This is a genomic window from Flavobacterium orientale, assembly GCF_014638005.1.
GTDB lineage: Bacteria > Bacteroidota > Bacteroidia > Flavobacteriales > Flavobacteriaceae > Flavobacterium > Flavobacterium orientale.
Genome location: NZ_BMFG01000001.1, coordinates 328914 through 353702 on the forward strand (window position 1 = coordinate 328914; position 24789 = coordinate 353702).

Annotated in this window: 26 protein-coding genes and 1 tRNA gene; 13 read left to right on the forward strand and 14 right to left on the reverse strand. The window is 35.1% G+C overall.

The annotated features are described in order from the left end of the window. Nucleotides 1-5 precede the first annotated feature (5 nt). Nucleotides 6-1151, reverse strand: a complete 1146-nt coding sequence (locus IEV15_RS01385; protein ID WP_188360700.1) for a lipoprotein N-acyltransferase Lnb domain-containing protein — start codon at nt 1149-1151, stop codon at nt 6-8. An 86-nt stretch (nt 1152-1237) separates the two neighbouring features. Continuing rightward, complete coding sequence (locus IEV15_RS01390) at nt 1238-2305, reverse strand: putative type IX sorting system protein PorV2 (RefSeq protein WP_444542645.1); 1068 nt, start codon at nt 2303-2305, stop codon at nt 1238-1240. A 150-nt stretch (nt 2306-2455) separates the two neighbouring features. Here IEV15_RS01390 and IEV15_RS01395 point away from each other — a divergent pair, with 150 nt between their 5' ends. Both IEV15_RS01395 and IEV15_RS01400 read left to right on the forward strand, forming a co-directional pair. Then, entirely contained in the window at nt 2456-3193 is a 738-nt protein-coding gene (locus IEV15_RS01395) for a CDP-alcohol phosphatidyltransferase family protein (RefSeq protein WP_188360701.1), read from the forward strand. A 12-nt stretch (nt 3194-3205) separates the two neighbouring features. Beyond that, nucleotides 3206-4081 carry a glycoside hydrolase family 25 protein gene (locus IEV15_RS01400; protein ID WP_188360702.1) on the forward strand — a complete coding sequence of 292 codons (876 nt, stop codon included), beginning with the start codon at nt 3206-3208 and terminating at the stop codon, nt 4079-4081. Here the strand turns inward: IEV15_RS01400 and lptB are convergent. From lptB to IEV15_RS01420, 4 genes are all read right to left on the reverse strand, one after another. After that, nucleotides 4078-4818, reverse strand: a complete 741-nt coding sequence (gene lptB / locus IEV15_RS01405) for an LPS export ABC transporter ATP-binding protein (protein ID WP_188360703.1) — start codon at nt 4816-4818, stop codon at nt 4078-4080. The genes IEV15_RS01400 and lptB overlap by 4 nt on opposite strands. A 120-nt stretch (nt 4819-4938) precedes the next feature. Then, nucleotides 4939-5286 (reverse strand): carboxymuconolactone decarboxylase family protein, encoded by a 348-nt coding sequence (locus IEV15_RS01410; protein WP_188360704.1) that lies wholly within the window; start codon nt 5284-5286, stop codon nt 4939-4941. Nucleotides 5287-5288: 2 nt separating this feature from the next. Next, on the reverse strand, nt 5289-6113 hold the full coding sequence (gene tatC / locus IEV15_RS01415; protein WP_188360705.1) for a twin-arginine translocase subunit TatC: 825 nt from the start codon (nt 6111-6113) through the stop codon (nt 5289-5291). Next, nucleotides 6113-7078, reverse strand: a complete 966-nt coding sequence (locus tag IEV15_RS01420) for a KpsF/GutQ family sugar-phosphate isomerase (protein ID WP_188360706.1) — start codon at nt 7076-7078, stop codon at nt 6113-6115. Before IEV15_RS01420 ends, tatC begins: the two co-directional genes overlap by 1 nt. A gap of 84 nt (nt 7079-7162) precedes the next feature. Here IEV15_RS01420 and recQ point away from each other — a divergent pair, with 84 nt between their 5' ends. The 3 genes from recQ to IEV15_RS01435 all read left to right on the forward strand — a co-directional run bounded on the left by recQ (nt 7163) and on the right by IEV15_RS01435 (nt 11685). Further along, nucleotides 7163-9358, forward strand: coding sequence for a DNA helicase RecQ (gene recQ / locus IEV15_RS01425; protein WP_188360707.1), 2196 nt, complete (start codon nt 7163-7165; stop codon nt 9356-9358). Between the two features lie 43 nt (nt 9359-9401). Beyond that, nucleotides 9402-10739 carry an amidohydrolase family protein gene (locus IEV15_RS01430; RefSeq protein ID WP_188360708.1) on the forward strand — a complete coding sequence of 446 codons (1338 nt, stop codon included), beginning with the start codon at nt 9402-9404 and terminating at the stop codon, nt 10737-10739. A 178-nt stretch (nt 10740-10917) separates the two neighbouring features. Continuing rightward, entirely contained in the window at nt 10918-11685 is a 768-nt protein-coding gene (locus IEV15_RS01435) for a hypothetical protein (protein WP_188360709.1), read from the forward strand. Nucleotides 11686-11784: 99 nt separating this feature from the next. Here the strand turns inward: IEV15_RS01435 and IEV15_RS01440 are convergent, their stop codons facing one another. Continuing rightward, on the reverse strand, nt 11785-12024 hold the full coding sequence (locus IEV15_RS01440; protein WP_188360710.1) for a hypothetical protein: 240 nt from the start codon (nt 12022-12024) through the stop codon (nt 11785-11787). A 29-nt stretch (nt 12025-12053) separates the two neighbouring features. On the opposite strand from IEV15_RS01440, the gene IEV15_RS01445 reads away from it, so the two are divergent. From IEV15_RS01445 to IEV15_RS01480, 8 genes are all read left to right on the forward strand, one after another. Beyond that, a complete protein-coding gene (locus IEV15_RS01445; RefSeq protein ID WP_188360711.1) occupies nt 12054-13106 on the forward strand; it encodes a DUF2891 domain-containing protein in 1053 nt (350 codons plus the stop codon). 36 nt (nt 13107-13142) lie between these two features. Continuing rightward, the gene (locus IEV15_RS01450; protein WP_188360712.1) at nt 13143-14705 is read left to right on the forward strand and encodes an NAD(P)/FAD-dependent oxidoreductase; all 1563 of its coding nucleotides are present in this window, start codon (nt 13143-13145) and stop codon (nt 14703-14705) included. A gap of 94 nt (nt 14706-14799) precedes the next feature. Beyond that, nucleotides 14800-15327 carry an isopentenyl-diphosphate Delta-isomerase gene (idi, locus tag IEV15_RS01455; protein WP_188360713.1) on the forward strand — a complete coding sequence of 176 codons (528 nt, stop codon included), beginning with the start codon at nt 14800-14802 and terminating at the stop codon, nt 15325-15327. Nucleotides 15328-15350: 23 nt separating this feature from the next. Next, nucleotides 15351-15761 carry a 6-pyruvoyl trahydropterin synthase family protein gene (locus IEV15_RS01460; RefSeq protein ID WP_188360714.1) on the forward strand — a complete coding sequence of 137 codons (411 nt, stop codon included), beginning with the start codon at nt 15351-15353 and terminating at the stop codon, nt 15759-15761. 1 nt (nt 15762) lies between these two features. Next, nucleotides 15763-16218, forward strand: a complete 456-nt coding sequence (locus IEV15_RS01465; protein ID WP_188360715.1) for a peroxiredoxin — start codon at nt 15763-15765, stop codon at nt 16216-16218. 61 nt (nt 16219-16279) lie between these two features. Further along, nucleotides 16280-17242 (forward strand): type I phosphomannose isomerase catalytic subunit, encoded by a 963-nt coding sequence (locus tag IEV15_RS01470; protein ID WP_188360716.1) that lies wholly within the window; start codon nt 16280-16282, stop codon nt 17240-17242. 71 nt (nt 17243-17313) lie between these two features. Further along, nucleotides 17314-17580: a hypothetical protein gene (locus tag IEV15_RS01475; RefSeq protein ID WP_188360717.1), complete on the forward strand. Its 267-nt coding sequence runs from the start codon at nt 17314-17316 to the stop codon at nt 17578-17580. An 80-nt stretch (nt 17581-17660) separates the two neighbouring features. Further along, a tRNA-Thr gene (locus tag IEV15_RS01480) sits at nt 17661-17734 on the forward strand. Nucleotides 17735-17782: 48 nt separating this feature from the next. Here the strand turns inward: IEV15_RS01480 and IEV15_RS01485 are convergent. The 7 genes from IEV15_RS01485 to IEV15_RS01515 form a co-directional block, all read right to left on the reverse strand. Next, a complete protein-coding gene (locus IEV15_RS01485; protein ID WP_188360718.1) occupies nt 17783-18271 on the reverse strand; it encodes a PAS domain-containing protein in 489 nt (162 codons plus the stop codon). 253 nt (nt 18272-18524) lie between these two features. Then, complete coding sequence (locus IEV15_RS01490; RefSeq protein WP_188360719.1) at nt 18525-19244, reverse strand: DUF4369 domain-containing protein; 720 nt, start codon at nt 19242-19244, stop codon at nt 18525-18527. Between the two features lie 29 nt (nt 19245-19273). Then, nucleotides 19274-20578, reverse strand: coding sequence for a DUF819 family protein (locus IEV15_RS01495; RefSeq protein ID WP_188360720.1), 1305 nt, complete (start codon nt 20576-20578; stop codon nt 19274-19276). A gap of 122 nt (nt 20579-20700) precedes the next feature. Further along, nucleotides 20701-22557 (reverse strand): M61 family metallopeptidase, encoded by a 1857-nt coding sequence (locus IEV15_RS01500; protein ID WP_188360721.1) that lies wholly within the window; start codon nt 22555-22557, stop codon nt 20701-20703. Between the two features lie 85 nt (nt 22558-22642). Next, entirely contained in the window at nt 22643-24037 is a 1395-nt protein-coding gene (locus IEV15_RS01505) for an alpha/beta hydrolase family protein (protein WP_188360722.1), read from the reverse strand. Between the two features lie 65 nt (nt 24038-24102). Then, nucleotides 24103-24390: a TIGR03643 family protein gene (locus IEV15_RS01510; protein ID WP_188360723.1), complete on the reverse strand. Its 288-nt coding sequence runs from the start codon at nt 24388-24390 to the stop codon at nt 24103-24105. A gap of 69 nt (nt 24391-24459) precedes the next feature. Then, nucleotides 24460-24732, reverse strand: a complete 273-nt coding sequence (locus tag IEV15_RS01515; RefSeq protein WP_188360724.1) for a TIGR03643 family protein — start codon at nt 24730-24732, stop codon at nt 24460-24462. Nucleotides 24733-24789 lie beyond the last annotated feature (57 nt).

Sequence of the window (24789 nt, forward strand, 5' to 3'; positions counted from 1 at the left end):
AAAGGTTAATCGTTTATAGGTTCCGGGTTTGGTGAAAACCATTTGTTTAGGCGGTAGAGGAGTATGGCGTGGGTTCCGATAAAAGGGACGAGCAATAAGAAATGGGCTTTGAATGCTAAATAGATAGTATAAATTAGTAACAACACAAGGCTTAGTAGCCACACTCTTTTAAATTTTGTTGCTTTCTTTTGCCAAAAATAGGCCACTAAGGAGAGGTAGAGCGGATTAAAAAGTAAGGCGTTATAATTCCACAAAACTTCGCGGTGTAACGAATATAAGCCTACTAGTAACAGAAAAATACCCAAGACGCCTACAGTTATCAAGTAGGTGGTATATACTTTTTTATTATTCGAAAAGATGACAAGTAGTAATCCAAAAAGCAAGGTGTAGGGTGTGTTCCACCAAGTCGTTTCTATTTTGGATTTGTCTTGGAGGTTATGGGTGATGGTGTTGGAAACCAGCGAATTGTTGTTGGGTTTTGCTGTTGCAAGACTTTCAAAGAATTCATTGGGTAAGAACAATTGCTTGGCTTCGGTGTCAGGGCGGTGTCCAAAAATGATATTGATCCCTAATTTCTCATAAAACAAGTTGTCCAAATACGGATTCAAAACATGACGGTAACTTTTTTCGTAAGGTTTGTTTTTTTCAATCGTATACGATGGTATTACCCGATTTACTTTGTCTACAGCCATTGTAGTACAGTTTTTATCAATGAATTTGTATCGATAAAACCTTTCTTCGGAATATACATTCTTGGTGAGTAACTCAAACAATTCTTGCTTTTGAGCGGGGGATAAGGCTAATTCTTGCTCAAAAACATCTCGATTGCCTTGTTGGTATTCATAAATAAACTGCTCAAAAGTGGCGGTGGTCAGCACGTAATCCAAATCTCCCTTTACAAATTTCAAATAGAAGTTAGGTGTATTAAAATCAAAAGTACCGTAGTTGTAAATGATATCTAAATCAATCGCTTCATCTGCTACCCGTATGGCGGTATGTCCGAAGATGGAATACAATTGATCGCCACTACCGCAGGTGATTACACTTATTTTTGCTTGGTCAGACAGCCGATAACCCTGTGCGAAAAGTGCATTCGAAAACGAAAGAAGTATAACGAGTAGAAAACTAATTTTTTTCGTAGTAGTAATCATGTAAATTATATTATTTTTTCCCTTAGTCCCTTAGTCCCTTAGTCCCTTAGTCCCTTAGTCCCTTAGTCCCTCAGCACCTCAAGTACTTACCTAAAAATCCCCAAATCTACTTTAACTGAAAAAATATTAGAATACAAAGCGGCACTTTGGTCGCCAATGTCCGTTAAAGCATAATCAATTTGAATGCCTCTGTATTTGAATCCAATACCAATATTGGGTTGGAAACCTATTTTTTCAGTGTCATCAATCTGTCGGACGTTTTGAAAGTTACCAACGCCACCTCTGACAAAAACCAAATCAGTATAGCCAAATTCAAAACCAACAGCCGGATCAATACTCACTACGTCGGTGGAAATAATATCGTTGGTTCTTGCAAAACGCATGTTTAAATTAGTAGCCGCTAACAAACTGTAATCGTGTCTTATAATCCATTTTCGGGCTATTCCCAGTTGTGCTTTCGGTAAGGTGATTTCTGACTTTTCAGGAAGTTCTTGGTTTTCACCCGGGATCGCATCGGCTATCTTTTGATATTCTTCTTCGTTGATGTTCCAAATGTTGTACGTTGTCGTAATATCGCGAACCATCACGCCAATCATCCAATCGTTGCGTTCAAATTGAAGTCCTACATCAATACCAAACCCCCAGGAGTTGGCGAATTTTCCAATAATTCTTCGAATTACTTTAGCATTTACGCCATATTGTAAACCGGGAACTTGCAATCTTCGAGCATAGGAAAAGGTAGCGGCATAATCTGCGGTAGAAAACAAACTTATTCGATTGTAATCAATATTTCCGTCGTTGTCAATTAATTGGGTAGTGTTTAAAATATCGTCAACACCAAATCGGATGATGGAAGCACCCCAAGCACTTCTATCGTCAATTGGCATTGCAAATGCAGCATAATTGTATTGGGCAATATTGGCAAAATAGCTGGCATGCATTAAACTGATTTGGCTGTCTTCTAAGTTTACTAAACCCGCGGGATTCCAATACACAGCATTCACATCCATACTGCTAGCCGTTACCGCATTAGACATTCCCAATGCCGCAGCATCTACGCCAATATTCATGAATTCATTGGAATATTTTCGTATGGCTTGACTGTGTGAAATGCCGCTTATTAAAAGAATAAAGGCGAGTAAGCTGTTTTTCAAAGCATTTTTTATTTATACAAACCGAGATTTGTCAATTTTTTTTCAAAAGTAAAATATTTTATTGAGATTCTACTATCCCTGAAAATTACCTTTACAAAACGTAAGGAAATGTTAGATATTGTATTAAATTTGTTTTCAAAGCAATCAAAAATGAGTATAAAGAAACACCTACCCAATTTTATCACCTTATTAAATTTACTTTCAGGTTGTATTGCCTTATTATTTGTGTCTTCCCATCGGTATGAGTTGGTTTTCTTTTTTGTTTGTTTGGGCATATTCTTTGATTTTTTTGATGGTTTTTTTGCACGCCTTTTTAACGTTCAAAGTCCGATAGGTTTGCAATTGGACTCCTTGGCTGATATGGTTACCAGTGGGTTGGTTCCGGGTTATGTGATGTTCCAACTTATTTTTGACTATCAAAATGCCGGTATGTCGGTTTTAGATCCTTATTTTCCGGTGAATCATGTGCTACCTCTTTTCGGCTTTGCTATTACTTTAGGCTCGTGTTATCGCTTAGCAAAATTCAATGTAGATACGCGTCAAACGGATTCTTTTATTGGTTTACCCACTCCGGCTAATGCGTTGTTGATTCTAAGTTTACCTTTAATTATCACTTCTACGGAATCCGATATTGCGATTCAGTTGCTGACTAATCCGTATGTGTTGATGGGCATTTCGCTGTTAAGTGTGCTATTGTTGAATGCTGAAATCCCTTTGTTTTCATTAAAAGTAAAAGGATTTTCTTTTGAAAAAAATAAAGTGCAATTGGTGTTTTTAGCACTGTCAGTAATTTTGTTGGTGTTTTTAAAAATCACGGCAGTCCCTTTGGTTATCCTATTGTATGTACTGTTATCTCTTATTTCCAATCGCTTTGCTGCAAAGGCATAAGGTCATTTTGTAATGCGGAAACCCACCCGACGCTCCAGTTCTGTTTCTAAAAGGACAACCCGAAAGAAAAAAACGACTTCCAAATCGTTTTTGGGATATGGTATAGGTTTGTTTTTGATTGTAAGTATTGCATTAGCGGCCTATCATTATCGAACGGCTTTAGCCTATTATTTTAGTTTCCGTTCCCGTCATCACATTGAAACAACGGAAGCTTCAAAAGTAGAAGATGCCCGTATTTTTCAAATAGCCAAAAAGCACCATCCAAAAGTGTTGGGTTTTGATGTTTCAGAATATCAGGGTAAAATCGATTGGACGCAAGCTAAGAAATTGGAAGATACGTTTCCATTGCCTTTTGTTTTTATTCGTGCAACGGCAGGAAAGGACCGAGTGGATAAGCAATTTAAAACAAATTGGGAAAAATCAAAAGCAAACGGACTGATTCGTGGTGCCTATCATTACTATCGTCCCAATGAAAATTCCATCAAGCAAGCCGACTTATTTATAAAAACGGTTCGCCTGGAAAAAGGAGATTTACCTCCGGTTTTAGACATTGAAAACTTACCTAAAAAACAATCCATGGATAGTTTGAAAGTGGGTTTACAACGATGGTTAAATCGAGTGGAATCCCATTATGGTGTAAAACCCATTATTTATTCCGGAGAACGTTATTATGTTGATTTTTTAAAGAATGATTTTAAGGGCTATACTTTTTGGATTGCCAATTATAATTTTTTTGTTGAAACCATTAAAGACGACTGGCTGTTTTGGCAATTTACGGATAAAGGAAGTGTTCCCGGTATAAAAGGACCTGTGGATATTAATGTGTATAACGGGACACCTAGGATGTTAGGGTATATGACAATTGGCGGAAGAATAGTAAGCGATTAAAATTCCAATTTCTTTTTTCGCAATTCGAAATTCTGACCTAAATATACTTTTCTAACCATTTCATCTTCTGCAAGTTCTTCAGGAATTCCGGCTTTCAGAATTCCACCTTCAAACATCAGATACGTTTTGTCGGTAATCGCTAAGGTTTCTTGAACGTTGTGGTCGGTAATTAAGATACCGATGTTTTTATTTTTTAATTGAGCCACAATGCGTTGGATGTCTTCCACAGCAACGGGGTCTACTCCGGCAAAAGGTTCATCCAATAAAATAAACTTAGGGTCTGTTGCCAAAGCTCTCGCAATTTCGGTTCTTCTTCGTTCACCACCTGAAAGTAAATCACCTCTGTTGGTTCTGATGTGTTCCAAACTAAACTCGTCGATTAAACTTTCCATTTTGGCAATTTGTTCCGCTTTAGAAAGCTTAGTCAATTGCAACACACTTAAGATGTTGTCTTCAATACTTAGTTTTCTGAAAACGGAGGCTTCTTGAGCCAAATACCCAATACCGTGTTGTGCTCTTTTATACATTGGAAAATCGGTAATTTCCATACCGTCTAAAAAGATTTTTCCGCTGTTTGGTTTTACTAAGCCTACAATCATGTAGAAAGAGGTGGTTTTTCCGGCACCGTTAGGTCCTAAAAGACCCACAATTTCTCCTTGATTTACTTCCACAGAAACGCCTTTTACAACGCTTCTCCCTTTGTAGGTTTTGACAATATTTTCGGCTCTTAATTTCATTTTATCTGAGTTGCTGAGTTACTAAGGTTCTGAGATGCTGAGGTTCTGAGATGCTGAGTAACTTGGGTGCAAATTAACAATTTTATTGTTTTGAAAATACTTCGTTAACAGTAGTTTATCTTATTTTTGATTTTCCAGTGCTTCCCAAAATTCATACGCTCTTCTTAAATGTGGGATAACGATGGTGCCGCCAACCAGCGTTGCAATTCCCATCGTTTCCATCATTTCCGCTTTTGTAATGCCGTTTTTGTAGCTTGTTTCCAAATGGTATTTGATGCAATCATCGCATCGTAGCACGGCAGAAGCTACTAATCCGAGTAGTTCTTTCGTTTTTACGTCTAAGGCACCTTCAGCATAGGCATTGGTGTCTAAGTTGAAGATTCTTTTAATGATTAAATTGTTGTCAGCCAATAATTTGTCGTTCATTTTAGAACGGTAGTCGTTAAATTCCTGAACTAAATCTGCCATGGTTATACTGTTTTTGTTGCTTTTTCTTGTCTTCGAATCACTACAGCACTTATAAAAATGCTGATTTCATATAATATCATAATGGGAATGGCCACAATGATTTGACTAATAATGTCGGGAGGCGTAATTATAGCTGATAAAATTAATACAATGATTAAGGCATACTTTCTGTATTTTCTCAAAAATGAAGGTGAAACCAAACCAATTTTTGTTAGGAAATAGATTAAGACAGGTAATTCAAATAATAAGCCACAAGCTATCGTTGACGTTTTTATCATACTCGTATAGGATTCTAAATTGAATTCATTGATAATCTCCGAGCTCGCAGAAAAGGAACCAAAAAAGTAAACGGATAGTGGTGTTATGATAAAATAGCCAAAAGCCACTCCTAAGAAAAATAAAAAGGAAGAAACGATAATGAATGCCCGAGCATATTTCTTTTCATTTTTATAAAAAGCCGGACTGATAAACTTCCAAAACTCCCACAATATATAGGGAAATCCAACTATGAATCCAACGGTAATACATGTCCAAATTAAAAAGGAAACCTGTCCACCCATTGCGGTATTTTGAATGATAAACGGCATCTTAGCATCACATATTTCCGCTCCTTCTACACCAAAATATTGTGTGATTTGACAAAAAAACCGGTAGGTAATAAAATTAGGGTCTTTGGGGCCAAAAATAATTTGATTGTACACAAAGTCTTTTATGAAAAAAGCTCCGCCAGCCAGAACCAATATAGCAACGGTACTACGCACTAATACCCATCTCAATTCTTCAAGATGGTTTAAAAAAGACATTTCCTTGCCGGTGTTTTGTGTCATTATATAATGCCTTCTTTTAAAATGTCATGCAAGTGAATTACGCCTTTGTAGTGGTCGTTTTCTGCTACAATTAACTGTGTTATCGAAAAATCTTCCATTATATTTAAAGCATCCACCACACGGTCGGTTGGTTTGATGGTTTTGGGATTTTTAGTCATAATATCTCGAGCAGCAATACCTGTTATTGTTTCCGTTTTACTCAACATTCTTCGGATGTCACCATCGGTTATGATACCAATAATTTTATCATTTTCCACTACAGCCGCAACGCCCAAACGTTTTTCAGAGATTTCAAAAATAGTAGTTCTGATATCGCTTTCCGGACCCACTTGTGGTTTTTTGGAACTATCTAACATATCCCCTACGCGAAGTAATAGTTTTTTGCCTAACGCACCTCCCGGATGGTATTTGGCAAAATCTTCGCTGGTGAAATTTCGCAGTTCCATCAAGCAAACTGCCAAACAATCTCCCATAACCAATTGAGCGGTTGTACTGTTTGTTGGTGCTAAATTATTAGGACAAGCTTCGCTTTCCACTGTGGTATCTAAAACAAAATGGGAGTTTTTAGCCAAATAGGAAGTTAAATTACCTGTCATTGCAATTAAGGTATTGCCGAATTTTTGTAAAATCTGAACCAATACTTTAATTTCAGGACTATTACCACTTTTAGAAATACAAATAATAACATCACCCGGTTGTACCATTCCTAGATCCCCATGAATTGCTTCCGATGCATGAAGAAAACACGAAGGTGTTCCTGTAGAATTTAGCGTAGCAACCATTTTTTGAGCAATGATGGCACTCTTTCCGATTCCTGTAACAATTAATCTTCCATTAGCTTGAAAAATGGTTTCCACTGATTTTGTAAAATCTTCAGTTAGTAAATCAGCCAAATTAGCTACAGCATTACTTTCTGATAGTATGGTTTTTTTGGCCAGTGATAATAGAGCTTCTGTTGACATCAAAACGTTTCTAGATTAAATTTGTATGAATAAAAGAAAGTTGTATATTTATGGTTGCAAATTTAATTAAAATACCCATATATAAGAATGATTCCTAACGAAATTGATATTCACAAAGAATTAAAGAAATATTTTGGTTTTGACCAATTCAAAGGTCTTCAAGAGCAAGTGATTACAAGTATTTTATCTAAAGATAATACTTTTGTAATTATGCCTACCGGTGGTGGAAAATCCTTGTGTTATCAACTCCCTGCATTAGTTCAGAACGGTACTGCTATTGTGGTTTCGCCTTTAATTGCCTTGATGAAAAATCAGGTTGATGCCATTCGAAGTCTTTCTTCTGAGGAGGGAATTGCTCACGTTTTAAATTCCTCTCTTACAAAAACAGAAATCAATAAAGTAAAAAAAGACATCGTTTCCGGTATTACCAAATTATTATATGTGGCACCGGAATCTCTAGCTAAAGAAGAATACGTTACTTTTTTTAAATCGGTTCCCGTTTCCTTTATAGCAATTGATGAAGCCCATTGTATTTCAGAATGGGGTCATGATTTCAGACCGGAATACCGTAATCTTAAAAACATCATCAAGCATTTAGGTAATATTCCGGTGATTGGTTTAACCGCCACCGCTACGCCAAAAGTGCAAGAAGATATATTGAAGAATTTAGACATGTCGGATGCGGTTACTTATAAAGCATCGTTTAACCGTCCGAATTTATTTTATGAAGTACGACCCAAAACCAAAAATATTGAGTCGGACATTATTCGTTTTATAAAACAACACAAAGGTAAATCGGGGATTATCTATTGTTTGAGTCGTAAAAAAGTGGAAGAAATTGCACAAGTATTACAAGTAAACGGAATTAGTGCCGTGGCTTACCACGCAGGACTGGATGCTAAAACCCGAGCAAAACATCAAGATATGTTTTTGATGGAAGATGTAGATGTAGTAGTAGCAACAATTGCATTTGGTATGGGAATTGACAAACCCGATGTTCGATTTGTCATTCATCATGACATCCCTAAGTCGTTAGAAAGTTACTATCAAGAAACCGGAAGAGCAGGTCGAGATGGAGGAGAAGGTCATTGTTTGGCTTACTACTCCTATAAAGATGTAGAAAAATTAGAAAAGTTCATGTCAGGAAAACCTGTTGCTGAACAAGAAATAGGCTTTGCCCTTTTACAAGAGGTTGTTGCTTATGCAGAGACCTCCATGTCGCGTAGAAAATTCTTATTGCATTATTTTGGAGAAGAATTCGACAATGAAACCGGCGACGGTGGTGATATGGATGATAATGTCAGAAATCCAAAAACCAAAGTTGAAGCCAAAGACAATGTGGTAAAAGTGTTGGAAGTGGTTCGTGCTACCAAACATTTATATAAGTCCAAAGAAATTGTTTTTACTTTAATGGGTAAAATAAATGCAGTTATCAAAGCACACAAAACAGATAGTTTGTCGTTGTTTGGCTGTGGAAAAGACCACGATGAACGCTATTGGATGGCTTTAATCAGACAAGTGTTGGTTGATGGATTGCTCACCAAAGATATTGAAACCTATGGTATTTTGAAGTTGTCTGAAAAAGGAGCAAATTATATTAAAAATCCCACCTCTTTCTTCATGACCGAAGACCATGAATACAGTGAAGAAGAAGATGAAGCTATCGTTACAGCAGCCAAGTTTACAGGAACTGCCGATGAAGCTTTGATGGCCATACTAAAAGATTTACGTAAAAAAGAAGCCAAGAAATTAGGTGTTCCCCCTTTTGTGGTTTTTCAAGACCCTTCACTAGAAGATATGGCTTTAAAATATCCGATATCTATTGAAGAATTGAGTAATGTTCATGGTGTTGGTGAAGGAAAAGCAAAAAAATACGGCAAGCCGTTTGTGGATATCATTGCTCGTTATGTTGAAGAAAACGAAATTATCCGTCCTGATGATTTGGTGGTGAAATCAACCGGAGCCAATTCTGCCAACAAATTATACATCATTCAAAACATCGACAGAAAATTGTCTTTAGATGATATCGCAAAAGCGAAAGGTTTTACGATGGATATTTTGCTGAAAGAAATGGAGCAAATTGTTTATTCCGGGACCAAATTAAATATCAAATATTGGATTGATGATATTTTGGATGAAGACCAACAAGAAGAAATTTACGATTATTTCATGGATTCTCAAACCGATAAAATTGAAGAGGCCCTAAAAGAATTTGATGGCGATTATGATATTGAAGAATTGCGTTTGATGCGTATTAAGTTTATTAGTGAAGTAGCGAATTAGTTGTTAGTTTGAGGTATATTATTTAGTATTTCCATTTTATCAAATGAAAACAAACCTGTTAGGCTTTGTATTGATTTTTTTTGCTGTTTTTTTTACTCATGCACAACAAAGTCAAGATACAATTGTAATAGAGAATGTCAATGTTGTTCCAATGACATCAGAAATTGTTCTGTATAATCATCGGGTTTTAATTTCAGCCGGTAAAATTATTAAAATAGAACCCGCTTCTCATCCAATCAAAAATAAAACTACCGTAACTATTGACGGTACGGGTAAATATCTAATCCCCGGTTTATCCGAAATGCATTACCATTATAGAAGTGATGATATCCAAAGCGATTTTAAGCTTTTAATTGCAAACGGAATTACGAACGTCAGGAATATGGCGGAATTTGAAAACCAAGATCATATTGCCATAAAAAGAAAAGTAAGTTCAGGAGAATTGTTGGGTCCCAATTATTTCACTACCGGCCCGTACCTTAGCAATGATGATTTACAGACTATTGATGATGTTGTTGCCATTGTTGAAAAACATAAAAAAAGAGGTTATGATTTTTTAAAAATTGCAGCTAGTTTACCGCAGCCTATTTACTTAAAACTTTTGGAAGAATGTGAAGTTAATAAAATTCCAATAGTTGGGCATGCACAAAGAACCCTGCCTTTAGAATTTTCCCTTCGAATGAAATCTATTGAACATGTTGAAGAATTTTTATATTTATCAGATGGCACAAATGATACCTATTTTAAACAAAGTGAATCAAATCTTCAATTATTAGCAAAACAACTACACGAGAGCGGTATTTATATTGGTACTACTTTGAGCGTGTTTGAGTTTATTACTGCTTGTTTAAATGATGAAAAATTTACCAATCTACAAAAGCATGACCATGTAAAATACCTTGCTAAAAATCAAAGAGAAGGCTTTTTGACGGAGAAGAATGATTATCGTAAACTAAAAAATCAAACATTTTCCGGCTTCAAAGCACCTGTCTTATTTGATGACTATTTTTTATGGATTCAAAAATTTTCGAAACTACTTTCTGATAATCATGTCAACTTGTTGACCGGAAGTGATACGTATGGTATGGTGATAGTTGGCTTTTCGTTACACAGAGAATTCACTTTATTACAAAGAGCAGGAATGAGTCCTTATAAGATATTATTAGCCAGTACTGTAAATCCTTCCCGATATTTAAATCAATACGCATTTGAAGGAACTATTACAGAAGGAAAAAATGCTAATATGGTTTTACTAAATCGGAATCCATTAGACGACATAGAAAATACAAAATCCATTGAAATGGTGTTTTTAAAAGGTAAATGGTACGACAGAAAAGTATTAGATAAAATGCTTGAAGAAGTTCAAGAATCTTTCAAATGAAAGCTTTAAGAAGAAAGATGAAATTCTAACTTTTACCACTGTCCTTCTTTGTATTGTTCTATTTAAGGTAACTCAAGTCCGATTTTTTCAGTTTTAATTTCCTAACTTTTTTTATTTAGCATTTGCTATCTCAAAAAAATACTGTTAATTTGTGTTAAAACCTTTAATAAACTAGAATATGTCAGAAAATCAAAACGTATGGAAACCAACAGAAGAAGCAAAAGGTAAAGCAGTACAATTACGTTTGTTTGCCGGTCTAATGTGGCTTGTTGCTATAGGATTACAAACTTACACAATATTTTTTGAACTTAAAAAAGACCCTATAACCATGTGGTTAATTATCGTTTTAATGACGATAGTATTACTCTTATCTCTGGTAGGTTCTTATTTGTGGAAAAAATCAAATAGATTGGATCCTGCCTCAGAAAAAGAAAAAGTAAAGTTCTTTATTCAAAATCAATTGGGGGCAATTCTGGGTGTTTTAGCCTTTTTACCACTTGTGATTTTAGTCTTCACCAATAAAAACTTAGATGGGAAACAAAAAGGTATTCTTGGTGGAATAGCAGCTTTATATATGGTAATTGCCGGAATTGGTGGAGCTGATTTTAATCCGCCTTCAGTAGAAAAATATACAGAAGAAACCGGAATGGTAGAAGCTTTAACCGGCACAAATAATGTGTATTGGACCAAGTCTGGTGGGCGATATCACATCTATGATGATTGTGGTTATATCAAAAACAGTACAGAAAAAATGAATGGTACCGTTGCACAATCTTATGAAACTAAAGGGATTGATCAATTGTGTCAACGATGTAAAAATCAAAAAATGAAAGAACAAAATCTTTCTGAAGAATCATTGTTAGACAAAGTGAAACAATTGAATCCTTCTGAAGAGTCAAATGACGCACCAGCGGAAGAAACGGCATCAGAAAAAGAAGCTGCTTAACTTTTTGAAAGTTATAAAATGAAAAAGCTGACTAAAAGACTTAAAACTTATAGTCAGTTTTTTTTATAGTTATAAAGTATTTTGATTTAAAAATAAGTTTTAATTTTCATATAGTTCCCCTCGATGCGGTTTCAATGCATCGCGAACGGCAATCATGTTTTCTTCGAAAACTACCATAAAAGCAATAGCATGCATTTCATTGTACGTTTCAAAACCTGTAATGTGTAAAGGTAATTTTTCGGCAACTATGAATTCTTTTAAATGAATTTCATGATGTGCTGCTGTTTTTTCAGAGGTAGGCCCTCTAAAATCCCAAATTAGTTTTATCTTTCTAGACATTTTTTTATTGCAAAAATAAATTCATTTTTATGAAAAACTTCCTAATAGGCTTACTTTTATTTTCAAACGGAATAATTGCTCAGAAACTGTCGTTGGAGCAAGCAAATCATTTGGCAACGCTTCCGCTAAAATGTTTGCAACAAGAATATCCTAACAAATTGGGGCAATTGCTTTTAGATGCCACCGAAATTCATTCACCAAAAAAACTACATCCTGCTTTTTACGGTTGTTTCGATTGGCATTCGTCTGTTCATGGTCATTGGAGTTTGGTGTATTTATTGAATAATTTTCCGGATTTAAATAATAAAGAAGAAATAATTCAAAAATTACAAACCAATCTTTCCAAAGAAAATATTCAAGTTGAAATTGATTATTTTTCTAAAAACCACGAAAAATCATTTGAGCGTACCTATGGTTGGAATTGGTTATTAAAACTCCAATTGGAATTAGAAATCAGTGCAGCACCGTTTGCTGAAGAATTGGCTCAGAATCTCAAACCACTGACGGATTTATTAGTTACACGTTATCATGAGTTTTTGCCTAAATTACTTTATCCCGTTCGAGCCGGAACACATAATAATACTGCATTCGGACTCACGTTTGCCTGGGATTATGCACTATATTCAAACAACAAAGAGTTTCAGAATTTGATAATTGAAAATGCCAAACGATTATTTTTATCTGACGAAAATTGTCCAATAAATTGGGAACCCAGCGGCACCGATTTCCTCTCGCCATGCCTAGAAGAAATTGGAATAATGAGTAGAGTTTTACCGGAGAAGGAATTTTTAATTTGGTTGAAAAAGTTTAATAAATCAATCTTCAAGAAAGATTTTAATTGGGAAGTAGCACGCGTTTCCGACCGAACAGATGGTCATTTAGTGCATTTAGATGGTTTAAATTTTAGTCGTGCTTGGAATTTTTATCATTTGATAAACTTATATCCAAAACAATTTTCTCACTTAAAACCGTTGGCAGATAAGCACCTTAATTTCTCACTTCCTTCTGTTGTTGATGGAAATTATGAAGGCGAACATTGGTTGGCTTCGTTTGCATTGAGGGCTTTTGAGGAAATAAAATAGATTTCTTTTATTTACTTTTGCCAAAAAAAGAATAGTATGCCGAAAGAACTTCTTATTCAAGTTGCACCCGAAGTTGCCGCCAATGATTTTTTATTAAAAGATCACGTGGCAAAAATGATTCGGACTTCGGTTTCAGAAGTTCAACATATTTCCATTCTTAAGCGTTCGATTGATGCTCGTCAAAAAGCCATCAAGATCAATTTAAAGTTGCTGATTTTCTTTCAGGGAGAACCTTTTTCTGAACAGAAAATCGAATTACCTAACTATCCCAATGTTGCCAATCAACAAGAAATAATCGTTATTGGTGCCGGTCCTGCCGGACTTTTTGCAGCACTTCAACTCATTGAATTAGGTTTGAAACCCATCGTAATCGAACGCGGAAAAGATGTTCGTGGTCGTCGTCGTGATTTGAAAGCCATCAATGTTGACCACATCGTTAACGAAGATTCCAATTATTGTTTTGGTGAAGGTGGAGCAGGAACGTATTCTGATGGAAAATTATACACGCGTTCTAAAAAACGCGGTGATGTAGATAGAATTTTACAATTATTAGTCGGTTTTGGAGCTTCTTCCGATATTTTAGTGGAAGCTCATCCGCACATTGGAACCAATAAATTACCACAAATTATTCAAGATATTCGAGAAAAAATCATCGCATGTGGCGGTCAAGTTTTGTTTGAAACCCGTGTCACCGATTTTATTGTCAAAAACAATGAAATGCAAGGCATTGTTACCCAAAAAGGTGAAACAATTTCAGCTAACAAAGTTATTTTAGCCACCGGACATTCGGCTCGTGATATTTTTGAATTATTAGATAGAAAAAACATTCTCATCGAAGCCAAACCGTTTGCGTTAGGCGTTCGTGCGGAACATCCTCAAGAATTGATAGACAGTATTCAATACAGTTGTGATTTTCGAGGCGATTATTTGCCACCGGCTCCGTATTCCATCGTAAAGCAAGTGAATGGTCGCGGCATGTATTCATTTTGTATGTGTCCCGGCGGCGTGATTGCTCCGTGTGCAACAAGTCCCGGTGAAGTGGTCACGAATGGTTGGTCGCCATCCAAAAGAGATCAACCTACTGCCAATTCCGGAATTGTGGTGGAATTAAAATTAGAAGATTTCAAACCCTTTGCCAAATTCGGACCTCTAGCCGGAATGGAATTTCAAAAAGCTATCGAACAAAAAGCGTGGCATTTGGCGGGACAGACTCAAAAAGTTCCTGCTCAACGCATGATTGATTTTACACAAAATAAAATTTCTTCATCAATTCCCAAAACATCTTATGTTCCCGGAACAACTTCAGTGGAAATGGGACAAGTTTTTCCCGGTTTCTTAACTCAAATTATGCGAGAAGGATTCTTGCAATTTGGTAAGTCGATGAAAGGTTATTTAACCAACGAAGCCATTTTGCACGCACCGGAAAGTCGCACATCATCACCGGTTCGAATTCCAAGAGATACTCAAACCTTAGAACATCCTCAAATTAAAGGTTTGTATCCGTGTGGAGAAGGAGCGGGGTTTGCCGGCGGAATTGTTTCTGCAGCGATTGATGGCGAGAAATGTGCGTTGAAAATTAAAGAGCGTTTAACGCAGTAAAATTCTCTTCAACACCCGTTAAACTTTTCACAAATCCATATAAATCCAAATAAAAAAGAACTTTTTCATACCTTTGAAGAGCTTAAAAAACGCTATGACAGAAGAAAAAGTAATCTTAGTTAACGAAAATGACGAGCCTATTGGCTTGATGAATAAATTGGAAGCTCACGAAAAGGCTGTTTTGCATCGTGCCTTTTCTGTATTTATTCTGAATGATAAAAACGAAGTGATGTTGCAACAACGAGCACATCAAAAATACCATTCACCTTTGTTATGGACAAATACGTGTTGTAGTCACCAACGAGAAGGTGAAACAAATATTCAAGCCGGAATCCGAAGATTATATGAAGAAATGGGTTTTACGGCTGAATTGAAAGAATTGTTTCATTTTATTTACAAAGCTCCCTTTGACAATGGTTTAACTGAACACGAACTCGATCATGTGATGATTGGATATTATAATGATGAACCAAAAATTAATCCCGATGAGGTGGAAAGTTGGAAGTGGATGAGCATTGAAGCCATTAAAGACGATATCCAAATCCAATCTGAAAATTATACCGTTTGGTTTAAAATTATTTTTGACGAGTTTTACCATTACCTTGAAGAGCACAAACTTTAACCTATTACCCATAACCATTTACCATGAAAGTCACTGTTTCCAGAAAAGCTCACTTTAACGCTGCTCATCGATTGTATCGAAAAGATTGGTCGATGGAAAAAAACGACTTGGTTTTTGGTAAATGTAATAATCCAAACTATCACGGACACAATTATGAATTGATTGTGAGTGTAACCGGCGAAATTGACCAAGAAACCGGTTTTGTAATGGATGTGAAAATTCTATCTGACCTCATAAAAGAGCACGTTGAAAATGCTTTTGATCATAAAAACTTAAATTTAGATGTTCCTGATTTTATAGATTTGAATCCTACAGCTGAAAATATTGCTGTTGTGATTTGGAATAAATTGCGAGACCACATCAAAGATTCGTTAGATTTAGAAGTTGTTTTATATGAAACCCCTCGAAATTTTGTAACCTATAAAGGAAACTAAAATGGCAATGAAAGTTGGGGATAAAGTACCGCATTTTACTGCAAAAGATTCCAAAGGAATTATTTTTGACAGTTCAACAGTAATTGGAAAAAAGCCTACTGTCATTTATTTTTATCCAAAAGATGATACACGAGTTTGCACCGAGCAAGCGTGCAGTTTTAGAGATAGCTATCAAGATTTTACCGATTTAGGTGCAGAAGTTATCGGTGTAAGCGGTGATTCAACTACTTCGCATCAAAAATTTTCTGAAAAATACCAACTCCCTTTTACCCTTTTATCGGATAATGATAAAAAATTACGCAATTTATTTGGTGTTCCCACGGCTTTATTTGGCCTTATTCCGGGTCGCGTGACCTATGTGATTGACGAAAAAGGAATTGTTCGATTGATTTTTGATAACTTATCAGGCAAAATTCACATTGAAAAAGCATTGCAAATGCTGAAAAAGATAGTATAAGTATTTTTCAAGTTAATTAATTTCAGTTCAAATGCTTATTTTTGACGTTTCAACTAAACCAATGAAACCACTTTATCCACTCACGTTTGAACCTATTTTCAAAGAACGCATTTGGGGCGGAACTAAGTTGAAAACGTATTTGAACAAGCCTATTACTTCTAAAATTACAGGTGAAAGCTGGGAATTGTCAACAGTTCCCGAATCAATAAGTGTGGTCAATAATGGTGAATTTAAAGGTAAAAACCTCAATGAATTAATTGATTTATATCCCGAAGAAATTTTAGGAAAGAAAGTTTTCAATCATTTTGGAAAACAATTTCCATTACTTTTTAAATATTTGGATGCTAAAGAAGATTTATCGATTCAATTGCATCCCAACAATGAATTGGCAAAAGCTCGTCACAATTCTTTTGGGAAAACAGAAATGTGGTATGTGATGCAAGCTGATGAAAATGCTCGTTTGATAGTTGGTTTCAAAGAAGATTCGTCCAGAGAAGACTATTTGCAGCATTTAGAATCCAATTCTATTCTTTCTTTATTGAAAGAAATTCCGGTGAAAAAAGGCGATGTTTTCTTATTGGAAACCGGAACGATTCACGCTATTGGAGCCGGAATTGTGATTGCAGAAATTCAGCAAACCAGTGATGTCACTTATCGAATATATGATTGGGATAGGGTAGATGCTACTGGTAAAGGACGCGAATTGCACACCGAATTAGCCGTAGATGCCATCAATTATAAAACAACTGCTGCTAAAAAAGAATATGCTGCTCCGGAAAATAAAAGTACGCCAATAGTTCATTGCCCTTATTTTAAAACCAATATCATTCCGCTTAACGGAGAATTGGTGGTTGATAAAAAAGAAGATACATTCCTAGTTTTAATGTGTACTGAAGGTAGTTTTGAATTGCATTTGAAGGATGAAAAATATAGGTATAAAACGGGAGACACTGTTTTAATACCCGCAGTACTAACTTCCTTTTTGTTAAAGGGAACGGCAACAGTTCTTGAAATTACGGTTTAGGTTTTTAAAACTAATTCATTTAATTCTAAATTTTTACGTAGTTTTGCACCGCAATTAAAATTAAAATAAAAATGGCAAGTATTAGAAATTTGAAAAAGGACATCAATTATGTGATGGGTGATATTATCGAGGCGGTTTATATCCACGAGATGACAACAACAGGAAAACCAACTGATTCTTCAAATGCATTGATTGATGAAGCAATAACAACTTTTGATGCTTTGATCGCTAAAGTAAACGATAAAACAGCAGAAGACAGAAGAGCTCATTTGAAGCAAGTAGAAAAAGATTTAGAAGCGGCTGCGATTCAATTAGTTGAAAAAGTAAACGCACTTTAATCCGTTTTTTTTGATAAAAAAAGTGTATTTTGTTTTGGAATATTGATTTTCAAAATTATATTTGCACTCGTAATTGAGACGCCGGTGTAGCTCAGCTGGCTAGAGCAGCTGATTTGTAATCAGCAGGTCGTGGGTTCGAGTCCCTCTATCGGCTCAATTGTTAAGGACAACTTTAGGGTTGTCCTTTTTTTTATTTCTTATTCTAAGAAGCTATTCTTTCAAATGCAATGTAATTAATCAATTTCCCTGAAGTATCAAATTTCGGATAGGCTTCAATTTCGCATCGATATGTAGTGCCGTCTTTTTTGTAATTGATTATAACTTCTTTAAAAGGTAGGTTTTTGGACAACGCTTTTCTAATGCTGTTTCTTGTAGTTTCAGAAGTCAATTTACCTTGAAAAATTTTTGGTGATTTACCAATTATTTCACTGGGATGATAGCCGTTCATTTCATGAATACCATGCGAAGCAAAAACTATTTTGAATTTGGCATCGGTAATTACAATTTCTCTTTTAGGAACTGAAATAATTGAATGAAAATCTATTTTTTCTTTCCAATTTTTTTGAAACGAATTAAAAACACTAATGTCTAAATCATTTACGGAAAATGTATTCCAAGAAACAAGTGGTAATGGAAGTATCCTTAATTTTTCATGATACTTAGCGATGGCTTTTTCGAATTCTACTGTCATTTTTATTCCATTTAAAAAGTTATAAAAATGAATAAACCGGAAGGCTTTTCATGACAAATGAAAAGTGATAGGTTTAAGCATTTTCGTGATGCTCAAACAAAACCAATTTTATGTATCTGACTTATTCCTTGTTTACAGGAAAACACAGTTGCACGACAGTTTAAGATTTTCACTTAATTCCATAATGAAGTAAAATTTACTTCTAAATTGATTTTATTTTAGGAGTCAAATATAGTATTTTTTCACTACTACGTTAGTTTGATTCTTCTTTTCTTCGTTCGTCAATATGTTCTTTTAAAAGCTTACCATATTTGGAAGTTTTAATTTTTTCAGGATACAAATTAGTTACAGAATCTAAATATTTTAAGTTAGCATCGTAAACATCATACAAAAGAACATAAGGAGAAACTTCATGTTCTTTGTTGTTAAGAGCAAAATTAATAACTCGCAAATACCTGCGTTTGGTCAGCAAATCTTTTTCCTTAACTAAACTATCAACAACTGCGTTTTGTTCGAGCTTACTCGCTTTTAATTCTTTTTGAATTAAATCAAGATTAAGATTGACAAATGGTTCGTTTATTTTTTTGTATTCTAAATACAGCTCGTGATTTTTGGAACCGGTAACTTTTACATTTTTATAAAAAGATTCCAATGTGGTTTCAATTGTCATATTTCCGGGTTCTGCAAATACAAATAAGCTATTGTCTATAGAATTCGTAACACCTTTGTCCAAATAAAGATAGAGCATTTCAGGAGAGTCAATTGACAGATGGCTTTCAAAAGTTGATTTTCCGTCAATTGCAATAGAATCAACCATCACTAAAGTGGAATCAGAAAATTTTTGAATATAAAGCGTTCCTTTTTTTAGTCCTTTTATGGTTCCCGTTAGATGTAAATTGGCCTCGTTTTTTTTGTCGTTAGTACATGACACGCCTACTAATAAAAGCAATAATCCGAAAAATGTTTGTTTCATGAAGTTGTTTAATTATATGTAATTTAAATTTATAAAGGAGAAGCGATTTCCATTAGATAAGCACAAAGTAACGCACCATAGGTTCCTACGACATAGCCAAAAACCGCTAATAAAACACCAACACTCGCCAGCGATGGATGGAATGCCGAAGCAATAATCGGAGCGGAAGCGGCACCTCCCACATTGGCTTTACTACCAACCGCTAAGAAGAAGAATGGAGCTCTTATTATTTTGGCTACAACGACCAATAAAAGAACGTGAATAGCCATCCAAACCAAACCTACTACTAATAAACCGGGATTACTCAATACGGAACCTAAATCCATTTTCATGCCAATTGAAGCGACTAAAATATAGATAAAAACACTTCCGATTTTACTGGCTCCAGCACCTTCGTATTGTTTGAGTTTGGTAAACGAAAAGAAGATGCCTAAAGCGGTTGCAAAGGTTACCATCCAAAAGAAGCGATCACCAAATGTTGATACAAAACTGGTTGGGTCATTCACAGCTTCAAAATTAGCTTTTAGAAAATCAGAAATGGAATTGCTTCCCCAATGCGAAAGTCCAACCGCAGTAAAGGCAATACCCAGAATAATCATAAAATCAGTTAAACTCGGATTTCTGGTTACGCTGGCAGCATAATTAGAAACTTTGTTTTTTAGTTCTTCAATAGAACTGTTGTCGGCTTTTAGCCATTTGTCAATTCGTTCTTTTCTACCAATTCCAAAAAGTAAAATAGCCATCCAAATATTCGCAACAACTATATCGACCAAAACCATGGCTCCATATTTTTCCTGGTTGTATTTGAAAATTTCAAGCATGGCGGCTTGGTTAGCTCCACCGCCAATCCAACTTCCGGCTAGGGTAGAAAGACCTCTCCATACAGCATCAGGTCCGGCTCCACCAACAGTTTCCGGAGAAAAAACAGAAATGATTAAAATGGCAATAGGACCACCAATAATAATTCCTATGGTTCCGGTAAAAAACATGATTAGGGCTTTTGGGCCCAATTTAAACATGGCTTTTAAGTCAATGCTCAAGGTCATTAACACCAAAGCAGCCGGTAAAAGATACCTACTAGCAACATGATATACCGAAGATTTTTTTGTTATGATTTCACCATTTTCGGCCACTTCTTTCCATTCGGGAGCTATTATGTTTAGTGAACTAAAGATAGAAGGCAACAAATAACACATTAACAGCGATGGAAAGATCACATAGAATTTCTTCCAAAAACCTTCTTTTAGGGAAGCCGTATAAAAAACAAAACCCAATAAGAGCATTAATAATCCAAAAACTATGGTATCGTCTGTAAAATAAGGAGGGTTTTTCATTCGTTTAAATTTGATTGCAAAATAATGATTTTTTGAAAAATACAAGCAGTTTTTGAGTCCTACTTTTACCTAAAAAAAATCCCTGAAACATTTGAATCAGGGATTGTTCTATTTTTATTGTTTTAACCTCTCAACCATGCTTCCATTAGTTCTTTCTTAGAAGCATCTGTTGCTTGAAAACCATCCATTTCGTCATACGGAATTTTTACCACACCTTTCAAAACAGATTCTTTATCACCTCGTTTGATTTTGAATTGAACCGGATCGTTTTCTTTCCAAGACATGCTTTTTGTAATCATATCATAAATGTTATCTAAATCATAGTTAACGTCGTCAATGGCTAAAATTATATCGCCACCTTGTAAGCCCAAATCTTTCATAAAAGTATTAAGTTCGATACCGGGTATGATAATAATTTCTTTGGTGCTTGGGTTTACCGTGATATAAGGCGATTGTCCTTTTAGAAACACATTCCCGGGAACTTGAATTTTTGTTTGTGTAACACCCATTTTTTCAAAGTAGTTTTGATAAGGTAGTGGTGCCGGTCCTGCTACATAAGTATCTAAAAACGTTCGCACTTCGGGATAAGTTAACGCAACTATTTTGTCAAAAAGTTCGGCATCTTCAAATGGTTTTGTGCTGCCATATTCTTTGGATAATTTTTGCATTAGGTCTAAAATACCTCTTTTACCCTTACTGCTTTCTCTGATTTGAATGTCCAAACACATGGCAATTAACGCTCCTTTTTCATAAACATTCAAATAGGAATCTTTGTATTGTTTGCTTAAAATTTCGGAACTCATTTTGGTAAATGGCATTTTTTCGTCAAAACGTTTGGCATTTTGTACTTTGGCGGCCATGCGTTCAAAAAACTCAGTATCGCTAATTAAATCTTGATTGACTTGAAACAAATTAGCAAAGTATTCGGTGATTCCTTCGTACATCCACAAATGTTGTGACATTTTTGGGGTATTAAAATCAAAATAATGAATTTCTTTTGAATGCACACTTAAAGGGGTCACGATATGGAAAAATTCGTGCGATACTACATCAACCATGCTTTTACTTAATTCTTCAATAGGCATTGCTTCAGGCATTACCACTACTGTTGACGTATTGTGTTCTAAGGCTCCAAAACCTCTCGCGTCCTCTTTTTCAAAGTCAGCTAAGTATAGTAAAATAGCATACCGTTTCGTGTTGTCAATGGGTCCTAAAAATCTTTTTTGGGCTTTCATCATGGTTTCCATCGCTTCCTTAAAATCGGCTTCTGAGTAGCGATTGTTTGGTGAGTAAACACTTAAGATGATTTCCATATCATCTACCATGAATGTTTTAAACTGCGATTTTGTATATAAAATAGGATTGTCTACCAATTCAGCATATCGAGAAGCAACAAATACATCTTTGGTAGTGCTTTTGTCTAAATTATCCATGGCAGTAGCACCATATAGATTTTCTGGTTTTGTGATGTTTAATCGATAAGGGAGTTCTTTTAAATCTTTAAAATAGCCTACAAAAGCGTGGTTATTGATGACAAAATTTACGCCTTCTTCTATGTTGGTTCCGGCCGGGGAAAAAATATCACCTTGACCAAATTCGGTACCGGTTTCGGTGTCAAAAGTATCATTGACCAAGTAGGTTACTTTGGCCAACTTTTTGGCATTTTTTATAACCCATGAATTTTCGTCCATTTTTGCCACGGGAAGTTCTTTTCCTTTGGCATCAAATGCTTTGAAATTATCCAAATACCTACCGTAATTATCTTCAGAATAGGTTCCGGGAATAATTTTTGGCATGAAAAAAGTAGTTTCTTCAGTCTTAATTTTTGGAGGCGTAACTGATACAGCAACGCGATCGTTGTTAATGTTAACCAAATCCATTGTTACTTGAATTTCATTGGTTTTTGATTGCGAATATGTAAAAGAAACCGAAAAAAGCAGTAGGCTAGTTAAACAAAATGAGGCAAAATATTTTTTCATAGTTATTGTTTTATCTGTTTGTATGATTTAGGCATTTAAAGTTACAAGTAGCTTCAAAAATAGTGTTACAACTTTTTGAACCAATTTATTTTTGAAGCAGTATCCAGTTTTTAATATCTTGTAAAACTTCAGGAGAAAAAGTTTGTTCTATCGTTTCATATTCTTCAATTTTACCTGTTTCACTTTCTTGAAAAAGGTGGTTCAAATTGGGATATTTCTTTGTAGTGCTATTTTTGTTTCCTGCTTTTTTTAATGCTTCAGCAATTCCGGTTAAGTTCGACTCAGCAATAACTTGAAGGTCTTTGTCTCCATTTAAGGCAAGAATCGGGCATTTTATTTTTTCGATATAGTCACTCGGATTGAAACGCATAAAGTATCTGAACCAAGGCACCGTAATTCCTTGTGTTTGTTGTGTTAATGTTTTTTCTTTTTCTTCCGGGCTTTGCATTTGGAACAGCATGTTTTCTTTTAAGTTTTCTGACATCACAGCATTTATTTGCTTAACCAAATCATTGTGATTTAAATCACTTTTAACCAAATTATAAATAGTTTCATTGGTTTTCCCTGCTTTAACCAATTCTTCTTCGGTCATTCCGGCTGCTTTACCAATTCGATGAGCTTGTTCTTTTAGTAACTCATTACCCGGAATTCCTGGAGAGGCCAATAGGACAATAAAAGCAATTGACTTGTCTTTTGAAGCTACAATTTGAGCAATCATTCCGCCTTCGCTATGACCAATTAATCCAATTTTTTTTGGGTCAATTTGTTTTTTTGTTTTCAAAAATGAAATAGCAGCTTCAACATCAGTAGCAAAATCGTTTGAAGTTGCTAATTTGCGATCACCGGTTGATTTGCCAACACCTCGGTCGTCATAACGCAAAACGGCAATGCCATTATTTGTCAAATAGTCCGCAATAACCCAAAACGGTTTGTGATGAAAAATTTCGGAGTTTCTATCTTGTGGACCGCTTCCCGAAATTAAAATTACGGTAGGAAATGATTTTTTGTCTTTTGGATATGTTAATGTACCGGATAATGTAACGTTGTCTTGTTTGTTTTCAAAAGTCACCTCTTCAATAGCATAATTAAAGGGAGCTTTTGGCTCTTGTGGTCTTTTTGGCTTGATTATTTCGGTAAAACCTCTGGTTAAAGTTAAATCAAATTCTTGTCCTCTTTGAATAAATTTACCTACTAATTCGTTGTTTTCATTTAATTTTGCTGAATAGGTAATGGTTGCTTCTTCAAGGAAAATATCTAACGTATTGTTTTCAAATTTAACGGATGTTAGTTGAATTCCCATTGCTTTTTGTTGTGGAACACTCATACTACCAATATAATCCTCATTGTTTTTTGCAAAGTTAAAATTGAGTTCTAAGTCAGTTCCCATAACTTTCAATGTGCCTTTCCAATCACCTGTTATATCTTGAGCAAAGGAGCTTATAGAGTATAAAAAAGCTAAAAGGAGTAGTGATTTTTTCATTTTTATTAAAATTTAGGCTATAAATGTACTAAAATTACACCATAGTTTTGACCTAAGAAACGGTCTTATCTTTTTGAAATCTTGTTGTGTGAGATTTGTTTTTGCAAGGTGCATTTGAATCTATCAATACCATTGACACGCAGTTTTGCATGTTTAGTGGTTCTTCCTTGAACTCGTTCACGCCACATTTTGAAACTCGAAGGTTTCATCTCGCGACGCATAATTGCTATGGTTTCTTGTTCAGATGTGCCAAACTGGAAGGTTATGGCTTCAAAAGGGGTTCTGTCTTCCCAAGCCATTTCTATTATTCGATCGATTTCAATTTCGGTAAGCTCTTTTTTAAGTGAAAGCATCAAATTGAATTTTTTTACAAAGTAAGGGTTAAAATAAAAAAACTCTTGCTGAACAAGAGTTAAAATTAGTTAATCAAATTTATTTTTGATGTAATACTTACTGTCTAAATCGTCAAAATCATCAATAATGGGTTTGGGTTTTGGTTTACTGGCCGTAACTTTCTTTTTCCAAAGTTCAAAATTGTCCTTTGAAAGTTTTTTTCTCATCAACTCGGTGACTTCATTTTCAGAAATACCAAATTCCACTTTAATTACCTCAAAAGGTTTTTTTTCTTCTTGAGCCATGCTGATAACGCGTTCGATTTGTTCGTTATCCAATTCCACTCTTTTACTTTTTTTCATTAGTTCAAAAGCACTGATGTTGTTTTTTAATTTTTGTTGGTCAAATTGTAATTCAAT